Genomic DNA, 19,644 nt, shown 5'->3' on the forward strand with positions numbered 1-19,644 from the left:
AGCCAACCCAGAAATGGATTGGCTTAAAGATTGATAGCAATTATTCTTAATGGTTGTCAATAGCGCTGTTCAGCCGCTTGTGCCAGATCAAAAAGACGATCAAAGCAAGTGGCACCACGACTAGCTGCACCAGGTAAAGGTACTGGATTGGCAAGGCCTTAACGACCACCCCGGCCAGCATGGGCCCAAAGGCCATGGAGATGTCTAGACCCAGGTAAAAGGTGCTCGACCCCAGCCCTTGCTCATCAGCTGGTGACAAGAGCAGTGCCGTTGACTGCAAAACTGAGTAAATCAGGCCATAGCCAACTGCCATGCCGGCTGCCCCTAGGGCCATCATCAGGTTGTTGTTCATGTAGGCCAAAACGACCAGGTAAAGAGCCGTAGCCACTAGGCTCAGCCAGAACCAAACGCCAAAGCGCACCGTGTCAAAGTAGTTCTTCAAAACCGTTCTGATGACCAGCAAGACGATGGCATAGATGAAGAAGAAGCTCCCAACGGCAACTGACATGTGCATCTTGGCAACATAGGTCACGATATCGGCCTGGGTAATGAAGTAAGGCAGGCCAAAGCAGGTGGTCAACAGGGCTACTGGCAAGGCGTTGACCGAGATCAGCTTGAACTTCTTCTTTTCGCCCGTCCGCTTCTTAGGAACCGCCCGGTTGCCCACAAACTGGATGATGATGATCATGATCAAGGTCGCCGCTGCTGGCAGCATCATGGTCTGCCGGTAGCCAATTACCTTATAGAGGTTGATGGAAATGGCCGGCGCAATGGACATGGCCAAGGCGTTCATCAAACCGTACAGGCCCATGGCAGCGCCGACGTGCTGGCGCGGCACCAGAAAGGCAATCCAGGTGGTCATGCAGACGGTACAAAGGACGAAGCCGGTCCCGTTGATGATTCTAAATAAAAGCAAAAAGCCGCCGTTTGGCGAAACGATGTAGCCGACAATCCCGATAAAAATCAAGACCCCGCCAATAAAGGACAATTGGTACTTCGAAAACTTGTCAGTCAAATTGCCGGCGATTGGCCGCAAAAACATGGCCGCAAAGCTCATGATCCCGACGATCACCCCGGCTAATACCGAGCTGGCCCCCAGGCTTTCGGCGTAGCCGTTGATCAAGGGGTTGTTAAACATGGTCCCAAACAAGAAGAGAAATGAAGCAATCATGACCAAGACCACGTCTTTAGAATAAATTGACTTGCTCTTTTCCTTCTCCAGCCGTCCTTGGGGGGCGGCAATCGTTTCACTTTTACTTGCCATGGACTAACCTTCTTACTGTAATCTGCTAAATCTTTTTCTTATTAAAAAAATGATACTTAAAAACAAATTAAAGTGTATCACAATTCAACCCTTAAAAATCACAACTCTCCTTTTCCCTTCTTTTAAATGCTTTCTTCAATTTGTTAACCGCTTTCTATTCAGATCTAACTTTATTTTTTTAAGTCCAATAATTACTGGTAAATGATGACGCAAAAAAAGATCCGCCAAAGGCGGATCTTCTAAGCTTAATTAGTTGTCAAATTCTTAATTTTAGTAGTTGAAGTAGCGCTTAACTTCCCATTGAGAAACTGATTGAGTGTACAGAGACCATTCAGTTTCCTTCATTTCCAAGAAGCTGTCAACGATATGTTCGCTGAAGGCTGACTTGATAACGTCGTCTTCCTTGAAGGCCTTGATGGCGTTGTGCAAAGTTGATGGCAATGGCTTGATGCCAAGCTTGGCTCTTTCATCGTCAGTCATTTCAAACAAGTTGGAAGTTACAGGTGCCATTGGCAACTTGCCTTCCTTGATGCCAGTCAAACCAGCCTTCAGGCAGGCAGCCAAAAGCAGGTATGGGTTAGCAGTTGGGTCAGCTGAACGCATTTCCAAACGGGTACCAATTTCGTTGGCGTTTGGAATTCTAACCATTGGTGAACGGTTGCGGCTTGCCCATGAGATGTATACAGGAGCTTCAAAGCCAGGGATCAAGCGCTTGTATGAGTTAACAGTTGGGTTAGCTACGCAGGTAATTGCGCGGGCGTGTTCCAAGATCCCGTTCAAGAAAGTCAAAGCAGTGGTTGACAGGTGGTATTGACCATCCTTGTCGTAGAAGGCGTTCTTGCCATCCTTGAACAAAGACATGTTGGTGTGCATCCCGTTACCAGCCAAGCCTTCAACTGGCTTAGCCATGAAGCTTGCGTACAAGTGGTACTTGCGGGCAATGGTCTTAACTACCATCTTGAAGGTTTGCAGCTTGTCAGCAGTTGCCAAAGCGTCGTCGAAGCGGAAGTCGATTTCTTGTTGGCCGTCACCTACTTCGTGGTGAGCAGCTTCAACGCGGAAGCCGATCTTTTCCAAGGTTTCAACGATTTCCCGCCGACACTTAGCGCCTTCGTCTTCTGAAGCCATGTCAAAGTATGAGCTGTGGTCTGAAACCTTAGTAGTTTCTTCGCCGTTTGCACCTTCCTTGAAGAGGAAGAATTCAGCTTCAAAACCGATGTTGAAGCGGTCAAAGCCCATGTCGTTCATTTCGGCGATAACCTTCTTCAAGTTGTTGCGTGGGTCACCAGCAAATGGAGTGCCGTCAACGTTGTGAACTGAGCAAACCAAGCGGCCGATCGTGCCTTCTTCAACGCTAGTCCAAGGCAAAACAGTCCAAGTTGACAAGTCTGGGTACAAAACCATGTCACTTTCTTCCAAGCGAACGAAGCCATCGATTGATGAGCCGTCGAATCTGGTTTGGTTGCCCAAAACGTCGTCCAATTGACTTACTGGAACTTCCAAGTTCTTCAAAGTGCCGTTGATGTCAGTGAATGCCAAACGCAAAAAGCGAACATTCTTTTCTTCTACTTCTTTACGAATTTCTTCTTCAGTAATTACTTTGCTCATGTTCTCACCTTTAAAAAATCAAGAATAAATTGTGATCAACTAATCAATTGGCTCTGTGCTAATCGATGCTTTAAAGATACCACTCAAAACGGCTCAGGTCAAATTGGTCTAAAAACTTTTAATAAAAAAAGGTATTTTTGCCGTTTTACTTAAAAAAAGTATCTTTTACAGCATTTGTAATCGCTATCTTATCGTGAGCAAAAGTTAGACCACCTTGCATGTAAAGGGCGTAAGGTGGGCGCAGGGGACCATCGGCAGAGAATTCCATGGTTGAACCAGAGACGAAATTACCAGCTGCCATGATGACCTTGTCTTCATAGCCCGGCATGTCGCTTGGGATCGGGTCAACGAAGGAGTCAATAGGCGAATTTTTCTGTACTTCTTTCGTGAAATTGATCATCTTTTCCGGATCATTGAAGATAATCGTCTGAATCAGGTCAGTCCGCGGATCGTTCCATTTAGGAGTGACATCGTAGCCCATCTTTTCCAAGAGAGCTGCGGCGTAAATCATCCCTTTGATGGCTTCCCCGGTCGTGTGGGGTGCTAGGAAAAAGCCTTCGTAGAATTCATGCATGTTGGTCAGGGTAGCCCCTTCTTCTTTGCCAATGCCAGGAGCGGTCAAGCGGATTGCCGCATTTTCAACGAGTTCTTCTTTACCAACAATGTAGCCACCCGTTTGAGCAATGCCGCCTCCGGCGTTCTTGATCAAAGAGCCCGCCATAAAGTCGACGCCGTATTCGGTTGGCTCATGCTTTTCAGAAAATTCCCCGTAGCAGTTGTCAACAAAGACCAAGCTGTCTGGAGAAGTCTTTTTTACAAAAGCGGTCATTTCTTTGATCTGGTCGACCGTGTAGCTTTGCCGGGTGTCGTAGCCGCGAGAGCGCTGGATGACCACGATGTGTGGGTTGTCGCGCTTTAAGACCTTTTCAGCTTCAGCGTAGTCCACCCCGCCTTCAGCAGTCAGCGGTACGTATGAAAACTTTACGCCCTTTTGCATCAAGGTGCCGCGTTTTTTTGGCGCTAAGCCAATCACCTGCTGCATGGTGTCATAAGGCATCCCGGTCAAATAAGTCAGGGTCTCACCTGGCAAAAGGTTGCCGTCTAAGGCCACGGCCAGGGTGTGGGTGCCAGAGACAAATTGTGGCCGAACCAGGGCATCTTCAGTGTGGAAGACTTGAGCGTAGATTCTTTCCAGCTTTTCTCGGCCGATATCGTCATCGCCATAGCCATTGGTCCCCTTTAAGTCGGCTTCGGCCACTTGGTTATCGGTAAAAGCCTGCAAGACCTTGGCTTGGTTGTAAACGACCTGGTCGTCGATTTCTCTTAGGCGGTCTCTGATTTGCTCGTCAACTTCTTTGACGATCCGCGCTAATTCTGCTGGTAATTCTTTCATTTTGTTGCCTCATTCCTTTTATTTCTTATTTTTTAATTTTTATTTTCTGTTTTACTTCTTTTGGTATTTAATTTTTGTTTTTTACTGTTATCTATTTTACCGCTTCAGCCAGTCATTAACTGCCTGAACGATCTTTTCCTGGCAGTCTGGGTCATCCAGGGGGTCAAACCAAGTCACCGGTAACTTGTTTCTAAAGTAAGTCAGCTGCCGCTTAGCGTAGCGCCGCGATGCCGTCTTTAGCTTAATCACGCACTCTTCTAGCGTAGCCTCCCCTTCAAAGTAAGGGAAAAATTCCTTGTAGCCGATCGCTTGCAGGACCTGGTGCTCTTGCTCCCGGTGGTCATAGACAAAGCGAGCTTCGTCAAGTAAGCCTTGGTCCATCATCAGGTCGACTCTTTGGTTGATTCTCTGGTAAATCTTGTTCCGATTGCCGTTTAAGCCCACGATCAAATAGTCATACCGGGGCGGAATCTCTGCTTGCTGACCGGAAAAAAGCTGCCCGGTGCGGCTGATAACGCTGAGGGCCCGCAAGGCCCGCCGCGAATTGGCAACCGGCACCTTTTTGGCCGCTTCTGGGTCGCGCTGGTTTAATTCCTCCCAAAGAGCCTGGGGACCATTTTTCGCTAAAAAATCTTCCCACTCTGGGTCCACGCTTTTGGCTTCATCTTCCTTGTCACCAAGCTGCATTTCATTTAACAAGGCATTGACGTAAAAGCCGGTTCCCCCTGCCAAGATCGGCAGCTTGCCCTTTTGAGCAATCTGGCTGATCGCATCTATCGCTTCATCGACAAAGTTTTTGACCGAGTAGTCGTCAAAAACGGAGTGCTGATCGACCAAATAATGCTTAACTTCAGCTTGTTCAGCCGGCGTGGCCTTGGCCGTGCCAACCGCCACTTCTTGGTATACCTGCATGGAGTCACCAGACACGATCTCGCCGTTTAACTCCTTGGCCAGGCTAATAGCTAAACTGGTCTTGCCAATGGCGGTGGGGCCAACGATGGCCAGTACTTTCTGCATAGTTCTTCCATCTTTCTAGATCACTAAAACATAAAAAAAGCCTGCATGACCATTCGCAGCAGGCTTGAAGTCTTAATTTTTTGAGCTCTTCTTGCGGCCATCCCACTGAGAGTAGCCATCCTTTAGGTAAAAGACCTTGCTAAAGTTGTTCTTGTGCAAGATGTTTGCGCAGCGCAAGGTCATGGTCAAAGAGTCTGAATACAGGTATACAGGCAAGTCTGGCCGCAATTCCTTAAATTGGTACTTAAACATGGTGTAAGGGATATTGCGGGCCCCATCGATGTGCTCACGCTTGAAAGAATCGGCTTCTCTAACGTCGATGATTTGAGCCTTGTGCATGCCGGCCCGGAATTCTTCGTTAGTGAGGCTGCCGCCAAGACGCTTGGACTGGATTCGGGTGTAAGCCCAAAAGCCCAGCATGGTTAATAAGATAACGCCCAAGATGACGTCAAGAACGATTAAAAAACTACTCATTCAAAAAACTCCTTTGTTTTCAGTAACACTTCTTATGATACCGCTAAAAGCCTTCTGGGGCTACTAGTCCAAGCGATTTTCTTTTTCTAGTTTTTTCTCGTATTCATGCTCATGGTTTAAAACCAATTTTGCATTTAAGTAGACCTTCTTTTCCAAGATGCCGGCTTTATAGAGGTTGTCTAGTTCAATGGCCATCAGCTCAATGTCCCACTTGCGCTTGCCGACATGAACCAGGATGCCATACTTTTTTAAAAGCTGCTGGACATCATACAGCGTTTTTAAGGTTTTCATAGACTAACATTCATCCCCAAGCGTAAAGTAACTACAACGTAAATCACGATGCCGGCCGCGGCCAAAACCCGGCCCAGCCGGCCATAGTTTTGGTAGGTCCGGTCGCCTAAGGCAATGGCGAGCAATCCCCCGCTGATCAAACCGCCTAGGTGCCCCAAGATGTCAACGTCTAGCATAAAGAGGTCCAAAACGATGTTGATGACGGCCAAGGCTAAAGCCTGCCGGCCCAAAAAGCTCAAAAGGTCGCTCTCACGGTTCTTAAAGCCAACGCAGGCCATGGCCCCCAAGATCCCAAACAAGGCCGTTGACGCCCCAGCACTGATTGCTTGGTCGCTGCCAAAGGCCAGGGTCAAGAGGCTGCCGCCCATACCTGACAAGAGGTAGAGGGCTAAAAAGCGCCAGTGGCCAAAGATGGGCTCAGCGTATTGGCCGATATAGTAGATCATGATGGCATTTGACGCGATATGCATGATCCCAATGTGCAAAAATTGGGCGGTAAACAGGCGCCACCACTGCCCTTCAACCACGACCGCCGGGTTGTACATGGCTCCCATCTTTAAGAGAACCGAGGTGCTCTCTGAGCCCCCCATCAGGGTTTCAGCGATAAAGACCAAAAACAAGACGGCGACGATTCCAAAGGTCATATAGTTGCGTTTAATATTTTCCATTGGCAGTTTTCCTCCCTTTCTTTTTGTTTATTTTACTCTTCTTCGTTATTTTCTGTCTCTTGACTCTTGATTTCTTTGACAATGATCAAGTCGTCCATGGGAATATCAAAACTTTCCTGCGGCCAAAGCGGCGCTTCAAAATACATCCCTGAATTGACGAGAGAAACCGTCTTAAACTGGTAATCATTTTGGTATTTGGCCAAAAAGCGGTCGTAGTAGCCCCCGCCAAAGCCGATTCGGGCATTGCCAGCTGGGCTAAATCCCAGGCCCGGCACCAAGAGCAGATCAAGATCATTTTTAATCGGGGCTTCTTGACTAGCCACTTCTAAGACGCCAAACTTGGTTTCTTTTAGCTCGCCGCCTGGCTCATAATAGACAAAATCCATCTGCCGGTCCGGATAGCAACGGGCAATGTAGATTCTTTTGCCCTTTTTTTGCAAGCCTTCAATTAAGGGAAAAGTATCGACTTCTAGGGGAAGAGAAAAGGTCAAGCCGATATTTTGGGCTTTTTGGATCCAGGGATGGCTTAGGGCCAAATTGAGCAATTCTTCATCTTCTGCCAGTTTTTCTGGGCTTTTGGCAAAAGTGATTAATCTGTTTCTTTGCCAAGAGCGAAATGCTTTTTTATCCATAGTTGCCAACTTCCCCTTCTAAATTTTCTGCTCTGCATTTTTTTGCCAATAAGCAGTAAAAAACTAGCAAAACATATAAAAAAAGCAGGTCTTTCGACCTGCTGTCTTTTATTACTTAGTCTCGCGGTGAAGAGTTACCTGTCTTTCAACTGGGCAATACTTCTTCAAGGTCAAACGTTCCGGATGCTTACGCTTGTTCTTCTTAGATAAGTAACTTCTGTCGCCACATTCGGTGCATTCTAAAATGATGTTTTCTGCCATTATTTTCACCACCTACAATTTAATATCTGACTGTACAATTATAGCATTTACTTTGTAAAAGAGCAAGGTTTGTTCTAAACAAACTTACTTAGAACTGAATTGTCCCTTGTGCATCTTGTAATAAGTCGTCACCATCGCCTTGGCCATATTCTTGTTGTATGAACCTTCTAGGTCAGGGTCGATGCCGGCAAAGACAATCGCAAAGGCAATCTGCGGGTTGCTTGATGAAGCCCAGCCAACCATGGTTTCGTTGATCAATTCCGTATCGGTTGACTTGCCTGTCTTGGTGTTGTAGTAGAAGGTCTGGGCCGTCCCCGTCTTAGCGGAAATCGACGGCTTGACGTTCTTCAAAGTGTGGGCCGTCCCCCAGCCGTTAGTGCCGTGAACGACTTGGTAGAACCCTTGCTTGATGACAGCTAATTCATCACTGGTCCACGGGATCTTCAGCTGGACGGTTGGCTTCTTATTGTAGTAAGTATAGAAGTGCTTGCCGTCGCTGCTGGTGTGGCCAATGGACTGAACAACGTATGGCTGCATCCGGTAGCCACCATTGGCAATCGTAGACACATATTGGGCCAGCTGAATTGGGGTGTAGGCATCGTAGTTACCATAGGATTCGTCAAGGACGGACCCAGAAAGGATGACCCCCGTTGAAGAGTCATAAGATGAACCTTCAATCCCGGAACTTTCACCTGGCAGGTCGATCCCCGTCTTTTGCCCCAAGCCAAACATCTTGAAGTTGTTTCTCAAAGTCTGGAAGGCCGTTTGCGGCATGGAGATATACTGCTTGGCTACGTAACTAGCCTTGATCCATTTCAAGGTCAGCTGCATCATGTAGATGTTGGAAGAAACTTCCAAGGCACTGGTTGCTGATAAGGAGCCAAAAGTCCCAACTGGGTAAACAGACTTCTTTACTGGTGACCCTGGCAGGTAAATTGGCGTATCAGGCAAGGTGTTGTTGGTTGGGGTAATGACCTTATTGATCAAACCACCAGCCACCTGTGCCCCCTTAACAACAGACCCCATAACAAAGGACTGGTTGATGGTGCCTAAGGCATTGTCAGCAATCTTCTTGGTCGTTGGGTCATAGCTGATCCCCGACATGGCCAAAACGGCCCCGGTATTCGGATTTATCGCTACGGCATAGGCGCCGCTGGACAGGCTGGCTGCCCCAGCGCTTAAAGCCGCATTAAACTGGGTCTTTAAGGCCTTGGTAACGGCAGCCTGGTACTTGGCGTCAATGGTTAATTTCAAGCTGGCCCCAGACTGACCCTTGTAGACCTGCTCGGTCTTGGTAATCTTGTTGCTGGAGTCGCTGGTTACCTTGTAGGTCGCCTTGGTCCCCTTCAAAAGGGCTTCGTATTCTTTTTCAAGATAAGAAGTCCCAACTCGGTCGTTTCGAGAGTAGCCGTTAACCAAGTAGTACTGAAGGTTGTCGCTTGGCAGACCGGTCTTGGTCGTGGAAACAGAACCAATGATACTCTTGATAGAAGAACCATTTGGATAGTAGCGGTTCCAGTCAGTCCCAATGCCAACGCCCGGCATGGAGGACAGGTGCTCGCCAACTTGGGCCATTTCCGTGTTGGTCAAGCCATTTGACTTCAAGTTGATGGTCGACAAGGTCGACGTTCCGGACATCTTGTTATATAAAACCGCAGCCGTCTTTTCTTTTGTCGTCAAAGTCGGCTTGATCTTGGTCTCAACATAAGCCACTTCATAGTTATTGACCTCAGATGTTGACAAAGAACTCTTCTTTTGCGACTTAGGCAAGGCATTATAAACCTTCTTGGCTCTAGCTGAATCAGCTAGATAGTAGTCAGCAATCTGTCTTTTTGTCGGCTTTTCGTCCGTAATTTTTATATAATTACTTAAGGTGTTGGCCACTTGGTACATTTCTTTGGAAGTTGCTGACAGACTTCTCATGTAGGTAATGGCATTTTCGGCCTTGTTGCCGACCAAAACCCGCCCTTGGGAGTCGTACATAACCCCCCGGGGAACGGATTTGGTCATGGTCGATTCGTCAGTCGAATTGACTTCTGAAGAAAAGCGCGTCCCATAGATCAGCTGCAGATAAGCTAGCTGCCCGACCAGCGCCGCAAATAAGATTAAAATAACTCCGACCAGAATTTTCATTCTTAAAGGAGTGTTCGCGGTTTGACTCTTGTTGCCAGTTCCGCTATTCTTTCTAAAATAACTCACGATTAATCATCCTCACTAAGCTATTGTCATTTTAGCAAAAAGCAGGGAACAATTCTATCTTCAAGAAGGGGAGTTAGCTAATTCTTAATGTACTTTTCAAATAAAAATCCTTTTAAAAAAATTAACGGCAACCAAGTCTTGCTGTCCATTATCGCCTTTACCCTGCCGGCCCTCTTATTTGCGGGCTACTTTTTAAGCAAAAAGGGCAACGTCTTAACGGTGGACCTGGGCCAGCAGTATGTCGACCTCTTAGCCTATTACCAGCAAAACCTTCTAAAGCATCCCCTAAAGCTGATTTACAGCTTCTCAAGCGGCCTGGGCGGCTCCATGCTGGGGACGGACAGCTACTACCTGCTCAGTCCCTTTAACCTGCTCTTGCTCTTTTTCCCCCAGACCCTCCTGCCGCAAGCCATCCTCTTGGTGATTTCCACTAAAGTTGGGGCAATCGGCATCAGTGCTTTCTGGGCCTGGCGGAAAAAATTTGCGCTGAGCGACGAATATGTGCTGGCAGCCAGCAGTGCCTTTGCCCTGTCCGGCTTCGTCATTGCCAACAGCTTAAACCTGATGTGGCTAGACAGCCTGATCTTGCTGCCTTGGCTGGTCTACGCCATCGACCAGCTGTTAGCCGGAAAAAAGAATCATTTGCTGATGATTACCTTTTTAACCTGGCTGACCAACTTTTATACCGGCTACATGATTCTGCTCTTTGGCCTCCTTTACTTCCTGTGCCAGTTAGCAATTATTTCGGAAAAAAGAAAGCGCAAGTTCTGGGAATACTTAAAGGCTAGCGCCCTTGGCAGCTTTTTATGTGGGATTGTCCTTTGGCCAACCTTTATCGAGCTGTTAGCCGGGAAAACCAACGCTGACGTCAAGTGGACGCTAAACTTCCAGTTCCCGCCCTACCAACTTTTAGCCAAATTGGTCAACGGGGCCTACTCCTTCCACGAAATGTCAGATGGGATGCCCAACATCTTTATCGGGGCTTCCTTCACCCTCTTGGCCATCCTCTTTTGCTTAAGCCGCGAATTTTCCAAACGGGAAAAATTGGCCAAGGGCTTCTTGCTCGCCTTTCTGCTCTTGTCCTTGTCCTTTACCCCGCTGGTCTTAATCTGGCATCTGGGCCAATTCCCAGTCTGGTATCCGGGCCGCTTCAGCTTTGTGGTGTCCTTTTACGCCATCAACCTAGCCCTAGAAGCCATGGACCGGCAAAAGAAGTTTAACATTAAGCAAAAGATCCTAGCTGCAGTCTGGTCAGCAACCATTTGCCTCTATCTAGGCTTTAACCCCAACAAGTTCAACTTTGTGACTAAAAATGGGCAGATCGCGGCCATCCTGTTTAGCATCGCCAGTCTGCTCTTTATCTGCTTTATCTACGGCTACAGCCGCTTTGGCCAGCACTTCTTCTTGGCCCTGGTCGCCTTTGACCTGGCTCTCAACCTCTTTTTCTCCTTAAACGCCATTTCCTACCAGGAAAACCAGAACTACAGCAAGTTTGCCAAAAACGTTAACGCTGCTACCAACTACCTGGCCAAAAAGGACTCCAGCTTTTACCGGACGGAAAAGTCTTTCAGCCGCTCAGATGATGATCCTTTTACGGGCGACTACAACGGGATTACTACTTTTAACTCCATCAGCAACCACAAGACCTCCAACCTGCTGGCTAACCTGGGCTATGTTCATAACAGCAACTCTTACACCAACCAAGGCGGCACCCTCTTTACCGACTCTTTCTTGGGCGTGAAATACTACCTTGAGCCCAACTATTCTGACGACCGGGTAACTGCCAAGGCCCGGATGCCTTATGACAACTTAAACTACCGAGCCGACCTCGACCTCTACTACCCAAGTCAGCAGCTCAGCCAGCTGAGCATCTTGCAAAACCAGAATGCTCTCCCGCTCATTTTTGCCAGCCAAAGCATTTCTAATAAGATTACTTTTACGCAAAATGACCCAGTCGCAAATCAAGAAGCCCTTTGGACTGGCCTGGGCCTTAACGGCCGCCTCTTTGGTCAAGTCGCCTTGCCACAAGTCCAGTTAAATAACGTCACGGTCAACAAGAGCAACTCCCTCATCTTCAGCAAGAAGAAGGACAACAAGGAAGCCTCGGTCACCTTCACCTTTAAGCCAAGCGACCAAAATTCCTACTACCTGCAATTGCCAGACGCCTTCAACTTTGACAATGCCAGCTTGACGGTCAACGATATCTACTACGACTTTGAAAATCGGGATGACCAAATCCGCCTGGTCAATATCGCAGCTAAGAATCAAAAAAACACCATCAAGGTCACCTTTACCCTGGAAAAAGACAATCTGGACCTAACTGGCCTAGTCTTCTGGCGCTTTGACAACCAGGTCTTTGAGCAAGGAATCCAGCAGCTGAAGAGCCCTAACTTAAAGCTGACCCAATCCGGCTTAAGCATCAAGAGTCAAAAGTTTACGACTGGCAAAAAGCTCTTTGTCTCGACCATTCCATATTCCAAGAACTGGCTGGTCTTTGACAAGGGCCGCCTGGTCAAGACCAAGCTCTTCGCCGGCGCCTTCTTAAGCTTTAACCTGGCCAAGGGCAGCCACCAGCTGACTTTGATCTACCTGCCAACTAGCCTCTTAGTAGGCCTAGCCATCAGTTTGTTAACTTTAATCTTTTTGCTGGTATGCAAAAAGCTCAAGAACTCCAAACGGAGCTCTTGAGCTTTTTCTTTTGCCTGATTAAAGATGACTATGCCTAGTCTTGGCTAGTGCGAACGTCGTTGATGACAACGTCGTAGCTGACGCCAGCTTGGTCAACGTTGATCTTGACGGTTTCGCCCTTCTTGTGGCCCAAAAGTGCCTTGCCAATTGGGGATTCGTTTGAAACCTTGCCGTTAAATGGGTCTGATTGGCTGGAACCGACGATTTCATAGGTTTCAGGTTCATCGTCGCCAACTTCGGTAACAGTGACAAACTTGCCGATACTTACTTCGTCTGGGTCAACGGCATCAGTGTCAACGACAACAGCGTACTTCAGCTGTTCAGAAACGGCATCGATTCTTTCTTCCAGCCGCATTTGTTCATCTTTGGCTGCATCGTATTCTGAGTTTTCAGACAAGTCACCGTAAGAACGCGCAATCTTCAGACGTTCAACGATTTGTGGACGCTTCACGAACTTCAGGTTTTGCAATTCTTCTTCAAGTTGCTTCTTGCCTTCGGCAGTCATTTCATACTTTTTTTCTGGCATGATTTGAATTCTCCTTTATTTAGCGCTTATGCAATGTTAAATATTAGAGTTTAATCGCAAGAATGTCAACCTTTAACGGATGGTTGCGGCTAATTTTTCTTCAAGGGCAGCTTGAACTTGGTCCATCGCCTTAGTAACCACAGCGTCAGTCAAGGTATCCTTTTCGTTCAAGAAAGTCAGGCGGTAAGCCAAGCTCTTCTTGCCATTTGGCAGGTGGGCGCCTTCATAAACGTCGATCACGTCAACTTGAACCAGGTACTTGCCAGCGTTGTCCTTGATTTCAGCTTCAACGCTAGCGTCAGTTACGTCTTGGTCAACCAAAATTGACAAGTCCCGTTCAACGGCTGGGTACTTCGGAGCTGGCTTAGACTTCACGCCCTTGTTCATCAGCGGCAAAATTTCGTCCAAGTTCAGTTCGTAAACGTAGATTTCCTTGCCGATGAAGTTCTTGTCAGTCATGGTCAAGACTGGCGCAATTTGGCCAATCAAGCCGGCATACTTGCCGTCAATGTAGATGGCAGCGGTTCTGGTTGGGTGCATCCCCTTGATGGCTTCTGCCTTGTATTCAACATCAGCCTTAACGCCGGCCATTTCCAAGAGATCTTCCAGTTGTCCCTTGACGTAGTAGAAGTCGATCTTTTCGTCTTGGTGCTGCCAGTTGCTTTGACCAGCCAAGCCCACGTACATGGCAGCCAGGTGTTCATGTTCGTGGTAGTCGCCGCCTTCCATGTCGTAAACGCGGCCGTTTTCAAAGATCTGCAGCTCGGTTTGCTTTCTAGCAAAGTTGTAAGCGGCCGTGTCAAGCAGGCTGCAGATCAGATTTTGCCGCATGGTGGTTCTAGCTGAGTTCAGTGGCCAGTTGACCATAACCTTTGCTAGAGGCTTTTTGACAAAAGTCGTTGCCATTTCTTCGCTGGTCAAGGAGTAGTTGATGGTTTCAGACAAGCCTTGGCCTTCTACCAGGTTGCGCAGGTGCCGCACCTTGGTTTCTTCTTCGGTGTAGCCGCCAGCCAGTTCGCCCGTTTCAGGGTGGGTGGACTTGATGTTGTCATAGCCATAGATCCGGCCAACTTCTTCAAAGAGGTCAGCATCGATGAAGATGTCCCAGCGGCGGTTTGGCACCGTTACCGTGTATTCGTCGCCGTTAGTAGTGATGCCGAAATTCAGCTTGTGGAAGATTTCCACGATTTGGTCCATGGACAAGTCAGTACCCAAGATCTTGTTGGTCCGAGAAGCAGTAGTGGTGATCACCGTTTCTGGCTTGGCCGTGTCAGTCGCCTTCAAGGTGCCTTCGTCGATGGTGGCATCAGCGTTTTCCTTCAAAAGCAAGGCGCAGATATCGATCGACTTTTGGGTTGCATCCCAGTTGATGCCCTTTTCAAACAAGGCAGAAGCGTCAGTCCGGTTGTCGTGGCGCAGAGCCGCTTTCCGAGTCAAGGCTGGGTCAAAAACGGCTGCTTCCAAGATGACGTCAGTCGTGTCATCCTTGATTTCACTGTTAAAGCCGCCCATGACACCGGCCAGGCCAACTGGCTTTTCACCGTCAGTGATGACGATGTCTTGTGGGTCTAAGTCGATCAATTTTTCATTGAGCAGTTCCAGCTTTTCGCCTTCTTTAGCCAAGCGCACTTCGATCTTCTTGGTGTCAGCAAACATTCTAGCATCGTAGGCATGCATTGGCTGGCCCGTGAGCAGCATCACGTAGTTAGTCGCGTCAACCACGTTGTTGATTGGGCGGATGTTGGCGTTCCACAGTCTTCTTTGCAGCCAAAGTGGACTTTCGCCGATCTTAACGCCAGTTACCTTTCTCAGGTAGTACTTTGGCGCAATCTTTTCGTCAGCGACAGCAGTGAAATCGCCGGTCCAGTCTGGGCCATCAGCTTGCACGCTGACTTCTTCAATTTCTGGCTTTTGATCGATCAAGGCGCCGACTTCAAAGGCGGCACCTTCCATGGAAGAAGTGTCGGCCCGGTTTGGCGTGATGTCAAAGTCCAAAACGTAGTCATCCATGCCCAAGGCTTCAAAGACTGACATGCCTGGCTTTAAGTCAGGATCGTGGAAGACCCAGATCCCGTCAGCGTATTTTGGCGGAACCACGCCGTCAGCAAAGCCCAGTTCTTGCAAGCCGCAGATCATCCCGTCTGATTCAACCCCGCGGAGCTTGCCCTTCTTGATCTTGCCATCTGGGAGGCGTGCACCTGGCAAGGCCACGATCACGTCTTGGCCGGCTGCCACGTTTGGTGCGCCGCAGACGATCTGTCTTGGTTCGTCTTCGCCCACGTCAACCGTAGTCTTGTTCAAGTGGGTGCCTTCGATTTTTTCACAAGTCAGGATGTGACCAACAACCAGCTTGCTTAAGCCGTCCATTGGGTGAACGGTAGAGGCGATTTCCACGCCGGACCGGGTCAATTTTTCAGCTAAGGCGTGTGGGTCTACGCCATCCATCTTTAAAAAGTCTTTCAACCAATTGTAAGATACTAACATTAATCTTCCTCCTGACGGAATTGTTGTAAGAAGCGGACGTCATCACTGTAGAAGTCACGGATGTCATCGATGCCGTACTTCAAGATTGCGAAGCGGTCAAGACCCAGACCGAAGGCAAAGCCGCTGTAGACTTGTGGGTCAATGCCAGCTGCGCTTAACACGTTCGGGTGGACGATCCCGGCACCTAAAACTTCGATCCAGCCGGTTTGCTTGCAGATTGCGCAGCCCTTGCCGCCGCATTCAAAGCAGGAAACGTCCATTTCAACGGATGGCTCGGTGAATGGGAAGTAGCTTGGACGAAGACGAGTTTCTCTGTCTTGGCCAAATTCGTGCTTGGCAACCAGTTCCAAGGTCCCCTTCAAGTCGCTCAAAGAAATGTTCTTGCCAACTACCAGCCCTTCCATTTGCATGAATTGGTGGGAGTGGGTGGCGTCGTCATCGTCTCTGCGGTAAACCTTACCTGGAGAGATCATCTTTAAGTCGCCCTTTGAGAAGTCGTGCTTTTCCATGGTTCTGGCTTGAACTGGAGAAGTTTGACTCCGCAGGAGGTGGTCATCGTCAACGTAGAAAGTAGCCTGCATATCCCGGGCTGGGTGGTCCTTTGGCAGGTTCAGCATTTCAAAGTTGTAGTGCTCACTTTCGATTTCTGGCCCTTGGACCACTTGGTAGCCCATGCCGATGAAGAAACGTTCCAGGTCATCTTGGATGATCCGGATTGGGTGCTTAGAACCCATGTGACGGCGCCGACCTGGCAGGGTCACGTCGATCTTTTCTTCTTCAAACTTGGCTTCGATAGCCTTTTCCACCAAGGCATCCTTAGCTTGAGACAGGTTTTCGTTAAAGAGGTCGCGGAGCTCGTTAACCTTTTGCCCAACTTCTCTGCGCTTTTCTGGGGCAACGTCCTTCATTTGGTGAAGGATTTCGGTCAATTCACCCTTCTTGCCGACCAGCTTGACGCGGACGTCGTTCAAGCTCTTTTCGTTTTCTGCTTCTTTGATATCGTTCAGCCCTTGCTCGCGCAATGCCTTTAAGCGATCAAATAAATCCATGTACTTTTTCCTTTCAACAAAAAAAGCCCCGTCCCTAAAAGGGACGAAGCTTCGCGGTACCACCCTAGTTTAGGTCAAAAAAGACCTACACTCTTGACCTAGTAACGGTGGTTAGCCGGAATTGATTAGATCCTACTCGCAAGATGAAATTCACAAGCCTTGCCTTAGTTTCCTTTCAGTTGCCAAGAAACCTCCCTGTTAAAGCTCAGCCTTGCTACTAGTCTTGTTCTTAGTAATTAATTAATAGGATAGGCCAAATTTTAATTAATTGCAAGCAGATTTTTAGATCCACTTGTCGGCCCAGGTATGAACTTGGTTAAAAACTGGCTTGAGCTCTGCACCCTTTTGAGTCAGGGTGTACAAAACGATCTTGCTGTCTTCATCCTTTGACCGCTTGACAATGCCATCGGCTTCCAGTTCTCTCAGTCTTTCAACCAAGACCCGGTCTGAGCAAGCGCCAACTGCGTGAGCTAAGTCCTTAAAGCGCATGGCCTTGGTGTCGCACAAAGAGCTGATAATCAAGCCGTTCCACTTCTTGCCGATAATCTCAAAAGCCTTGACAAAGCGTACGCACAATTCGTAGTTTTCTGCTTTTTCACAGCAAGGCGTTTCTTCTTGGGTTGATTCTAACATCATCCGCGTCCTTCTTTCGTCAGTATTATCCATGTCTAATATTTAAGCACAGTTTACTTACCAAATACAAGCAAAAAGACTTTTAGCTGAAGTGGTAGATCATGATCCCGGCAGCAACGGCGGCATTCAAGGATTCGGCCTGGCCCTTGATGGGGATGTAGAGCTTTTCGTCGGCCAAGGCCGCGATGTCAGGGGACACGCCGTGGGCCTCGTTGCCGATGATCAGGCCCAGTTGGGGCACCGGGGCAAAATCGTTTAGCTGCTTGGCATTTTGGTCCAGCATGCTGGCGTAAACAGGGATGTCGGCATTTTTCAGCTGACTAATGGCGTCAGCCAGATCCTGCTTAATCAAGCTGATGTGGAACTGGCTGCCCTGCATGGACCGCTGCACCTTGGGGTTATACAAATCAACCGTCTGAGGGGACAAAATCACCCCGTCAAAGCCGGCTGCGTCGGCCGTCCGGATAATAGTCCCGACATTGCCTGGATCGGCTAAATCGGCCAATAAGACCCATTTGCCGTAAGTAAAGGTAAACTGGCCCGGCTGCTGCATCTTGACGGTCATAAAGACGTCTTGCGAATTCTTGGTTGAGCTGAGGTGCTTAGCCACGTTGTCACTGATCTTGATCAGCTTGTCATCGTCTAGGTCAAATGGCAAACTGCTTAATTGGGCGAGTGCTTTTTCCGTAGCCAGGATTTCCCGGTACTTAACGTGAGACTTCAGGGCTTCTTCCACCAGGTGGAAGCCTTCGATCAGGTAATACCCGGTCTCTTCCCGGTACTTCTTTTTTTCCAGCTTGCTAATGGCCTTAATTTGGGGATTGTTGACTGATGTTCTTTCTTCCATGATAAAATACTCCTTAGAGATACTATTTTAATCAGAATTCATTAAAAAAGCAAAAAGACAGGTAAGTAAAGTTTAGAAAAGAAGGTCTTAAAAATGGAAACTTGGCAATTTTTAGCCCACGGCATCGTACAAGGGGTTGGCTTTCGCTGGAGCGTGCAGCTGTTAGCCCAAAAGTTGGGTCTGCCTGGCACGGTTAGAAACAATCCAGACGGAACGGTCACTATCGTTTTGCAAGGAGATCCCGAAACTTTAAGAAAATTTAAAGAAGAGCTCCCAGGTGCGTCACAATTCGCGAAAATTTCCCGTTTAGACGTAAAAGTTCTGCCAAAAATGGAAAAAATGCATTCTTTTCATGTATTATATTAAGCGTATCCTAGTTATTTGGAGAGAACTTTTAGATGAAAAAAATCAAAAAATACCTTTTTTCGGCAGCGGGCTTAGCTGCCTTGATGGTGCTCTTGTCTGGCTGCGCTAGTCAAAGTACTAAATCTGGCGCTTTAAAGGCGCCAACTAGTGGTCCTTACCACTTGATCTACCAATGGATCGGGCTGCCCTTGCAGCACATCACCGTTAACCTGGCCCACGCCATTGGCGGGACTAACGGCGCCGGCTGGGCGATCGTCATCATCACCTTGGCCGTCCGCGTGATCATCATGCCGCTGATGCTGAATCAGCAGCACAAGGCCACCCTGCAGCAAGAAAAAATGCGCCGGGTACAGCCGCAGATGGCACTTTTACAAGAAGCCATGAAGACCAAGGGGATGACCCCGGAGCAGCAAATGGCTTTGACCGGTCTGCAAAGAGACATCTACTCCAAGAACGGCATCTCCATGACCGGTGGGATGGGCTGCTTGCCGCTTTTGATCCAAATGCCAATCATGATCGGGATTTACCAAGCCGTTGCCTACTCTAGTGCCTTGGCCAAGTCCACCTTCTTCGGGATTTCTCTTTCAAGCAAGTCCATGCTTTTGGCCATCATCGCCACCGTTTTGGCTTTGATCCAAGGCTACATTTCCTTGATCGGAATCCCAGAAGAGCAAAAGAAGACCATGCAGGCAACCATGCTGATGAACCCAATCATGACCTTGTTCTTCGCCATGTCCTTCTCTGGTGCCCTGGCCCTTTACTGGACGGTCGGTAACCTGGTCATGGTCATCCAGCAAGTGATTACCACCTTCATCGTGCAGCCTCACGCTAAAAAGCGGATGGAAGCTGAACTGAAGGACAAGCCAATCGTGGAGGTCGTGACGAAGGCCAAGATCGATGAGATCTTGAAGCCCGCTGGCAGTGCCGCTACGCCAGCTGCTAAGGCCAAGATCAACCAAGAACACGCTGAACTGCGCAAGCGTAATCAAGGTAAGCAAAAGCGGAAGAAATAAGATATTAAAACGGATCTGCCAGACGGCGGATCCGTTTTTTTGTGCGGTGGTGTAGTGCTATGGCGCAGGGCAGTGTGGTGCCCCCGAAGTATGTCAACCGGGGGGATTTGGGGTGGAGTCGCCACCAATGTATATCAACCGGACTGACTTTTGGCAAATATCGCCCCCGATGTATGTCAACCGGATCGAATTTTGACGAAAATCGCCCCCAATTTATATCAACCGGATCGA

At 48.3% G+C, this 19,644-nt stretch carries 18 protein-coding genes and 1 other annotated feature; of the genes, 3 read left to right on the top strand and 15 right to left on the bottom strand.

The window, feature by feature from the left end:
• Positions 1-46 precede the first annotated feature (46 nt).
• The 10 genes from ACI4WN_RS08975 to ACI4WN_RS09020 form a co-directional block, all read right to left on the bottom strand.
• Positions 47-1,264 carry an MFS transporter gene (locus ACI4WN_RS08975; protein ID WP_439777881.1) on the bottom strand — a complete coding sequence of 406 codons (1,218 nt, stop codon included), beginning with the start codon at positions 1,262-1,264 and terminating at the stop codon, positions 47-49.
• A gap of 270 nt (positions 1,265-1,534) precedes the next feature.
• Entirely contained in the window at positions 1,535-2,872 is a 1,338-nt protein-coding gene (gene glnA, locus ACI4WN_RS08980) for a type I glutamate--ammonia ligase (protein ID WP_439777882.1), read from the bottom strand.
• Between the two features lie 145 nt (positions 2,873-3,017).
• Positions 3,018-4,265 (bottom strand): aminotransferase class I/II-fold pyridoxal phosphate-dependent enzyme, encoded by a 1,248-nt coding sequence (locus ACI4WN_RS08985; protein ID WP_439777883.1) that lies wholly within the window; start codon positions 4,263-4,265, stop codon positions 3,018-3,020.
• A 96-nt stretch (positions 4,266-4,361) separates the two neighbouring features.
• On the bottom strand, positions 4,362-5,282 hold the full coding sequence (gene miaA, locus ACI4WN_RS08990) for a tRNA (adenosine(37)-N6)-dimethylallyltransferase MiaA (RefSeq protein WP_439777884.1): 921 nt from the start codon (positions 5,280-5,282) through the stop codon (positions 4,362-4,364).
• Between the two features lie 72 nt (positions 5,283-5,354).
• A complete protein-coding gene (locus tag ACI4WN_RS08995) occupies positions 5,355-5,756 on the bottom strand; it encodes a rhodanese-like domain-containing protein (RefSeq protein WP_008461205.1) in 402 nt (133 codons plus the stop codon).
• Positions 5,757-5,819: 63 nt separating this feature from the next.
• Positions 5,820-6,047: a YqgQ family protein gene (locus ACI4WN_RS09000; RefSeq protein ID WP_439777885.1), complete on the bottom strand. Its 228-nt coding sequence runs from the start codon at positions 6,045-6,047 to the stop codon at positions 5,820-5,822.
• Positions 6,044-6,715 carry a rhomboid family intramembrane serine protease gene (locus ACI4WN_RS09005; protein ID WP_439777886.1) on the bottom strand — a complete coding sequence of 224 codons (672 nt, stop codon included), beginning with the start codon at positions 6,713-6,715 and terminating at the stop codon, positions 6,044-6,046. Before ACI4WN_RS09005 ends, ACI4WN_RS09000 begins: the two co-directional genes overlap by 4 nt.
• Before the next feature lie 32 nt (positions 6,716-6,747).
• Positions 6,748-7,347 (bottom strand): 5-formyltetrahydrofolate cyclo-ligase, encoded by a 600-nt coding sequence (locus ACI4WN_RS09010; protein WP_439777887.1) that lies wholly within the window; start codon positions 7,345-7,347, stop codon positions 6,748-6,750.
• Positions 7,348-7,458: 111 nt separating this feature from the next.
• A complete protein-coding gene (gene rpmG, locus ACI4WN_RS09015) occupies positions 7,459-7,608 on the bottom strand; it encodes a 50S ribosomal protein L33 (RefSeq protein WP_008461198.1) in 150 nt (49 codons plus the stop codon).
• An 84-nt stretch (positions 7,609-7,692) separates the two neighbouring features.
• Positions 7,693-9,807, bottom strand: a complete 2,115-nt coding sequence (locus ACI4WN_RS09020; protein WP_439777888.1) for a peptidoglycan D,D-transpeptidase FtsI family protein — start codon at positions 9,805-9,807, stop codon at positions 7,693-7,695.
• Positions 9,808-9,894: 87 nt separating this feature from the next.
• On the opposite strand from ACI4WN_RS09020, the gene ACI4WN_RS09025 reads away from it, so the two are divergent.
• The gene (locus ACI4WN_RS09025; protein WP_439777889.1) at positions 9,895-12,495 is read left to right on the top strand and encodes a YfhO family protein; all 2,601 of its coding nucleotides are present in this window, start codon (positions 9,895-9,897) and stop codon (positions 12,493-12,495) included.
• A 34-nt stretch (positions 12,496-12,529) separates the two neighbouring features.
• On the opposite strand, the gene greA is transcribed toward ACI4WN_RS09025, so the two are convergent.
• The 5 genes from greA to ACI4WN_RS09050 form a co-directional block, all read right to left on the bottom strand.
• Positions 12,530-13,021, bottom strand: coding sequence for a transcription elongation factor GreA (greA, locus tag ACI4WN_RS09030; RefSeq protein WP_008461952.1), 492 nt, complete (start codon positions 13,019-13,021; stop codon positions 12,530-12,532).
• Between the two features lie 72 nt (positions 13,022-13,093).
• Positions 13,094-15,505 (bottom strand): phenylalanine--tRNA ligase subunit beta, encoded by a 2,412-nt coding sequence (pheT, locus tag ACI4WN_RS09035; protein ID WP_439777890.1) that lies wholly within the window; start codon positions 15,503-15,505, stop codon positions 13,094-13,096.
• Entirely contained in the window at positions 15,505-16,554 is a 1,050-nt protein-coding gene (gene pheS, locus ACI4WN_RS09040) for a phenylalanine--tRNA ligase subunit alpha (RefSeq protein ID WP_008461948.1), read from the bottom strand. Before pheS ends, pheT begins: the two co-directional genes overlap by 1 nt.
• Positions 16,555-16,590: 36 nt before the next feature.
• Positions 16,591-16,794, bottom strand: a binding site (T-box leader).
• A 42-nt stretch (positions 16,795-16,836) separates the two neighbouring features.
• On the bottom strand, positions 16,837-17,190 hold the full coding sequence (locus ACI4WN_RS09045) for a winged helix-turn-helix transcriptional regulator (protein ID WP_439777891.1): 354 nt from the start codon (positions 17,188-17,190) through the stop codon (positions 16,837-16,839).
• A 79-nt stretch (positions 17,191-17,269) separates the two neighbouring features.
• A complete protein-coding gene (locus ACI4WN_RS09050; protein ID WP_439777892.1) occupies positions 17,270-18,034 on the bottom strand; it encodes a TrmH family RNA methyltransferase in 765 nt (254 codons plus the stop codon).
• 93 nt (positions 18,035-18,127) lie between these two features.
• Here ACI4WN_RS09050 and ACI4WN_RS09055 point away from each other — a divergent pair, with 93 nt between their 5' ends.
• Together ACI4WN_RS09055 and yidC are read left to right on the top strand one after the other, a co-directional pair.
• Positions 18,128-18,400 carry an acylphosphatase gene (locus ACI4WN_RS09055; RefSeq protein WP_439777893.1) on the top strand — a complete coding sequence of 91 codons (273 nt, stop codon included), beginning with the start codon at positions 18,128-18,130 and terminating at the stop codon, positions 18,398-18,400.
• A 32-nt stretch (positions 18,401-18,432) separates the two neighbouring features.
• The gene (gene yidC / locus ACI4WN_RS09060; RefSeq protein WP_439777894.1) at positions 18,433-19,413 is read left to right on the top strand and encodes a membrane protein insertase YidC; all 981 of its coding nucleotides are present in this window, start codon (positions 18,433-18,435) and stop codon (positions 19,411-19,413) included.
• Positions 19,414-19,644: the final 231 nt, after the last annotated feature.

The organism is Lactobacillus sp. (assembly GCF_051893255.1).
Taxonomy (GTDB): Bacteria; Bacillota; Bacilli; order Lactobacillales; family Lactobacillaceae; genus Lactobacillus.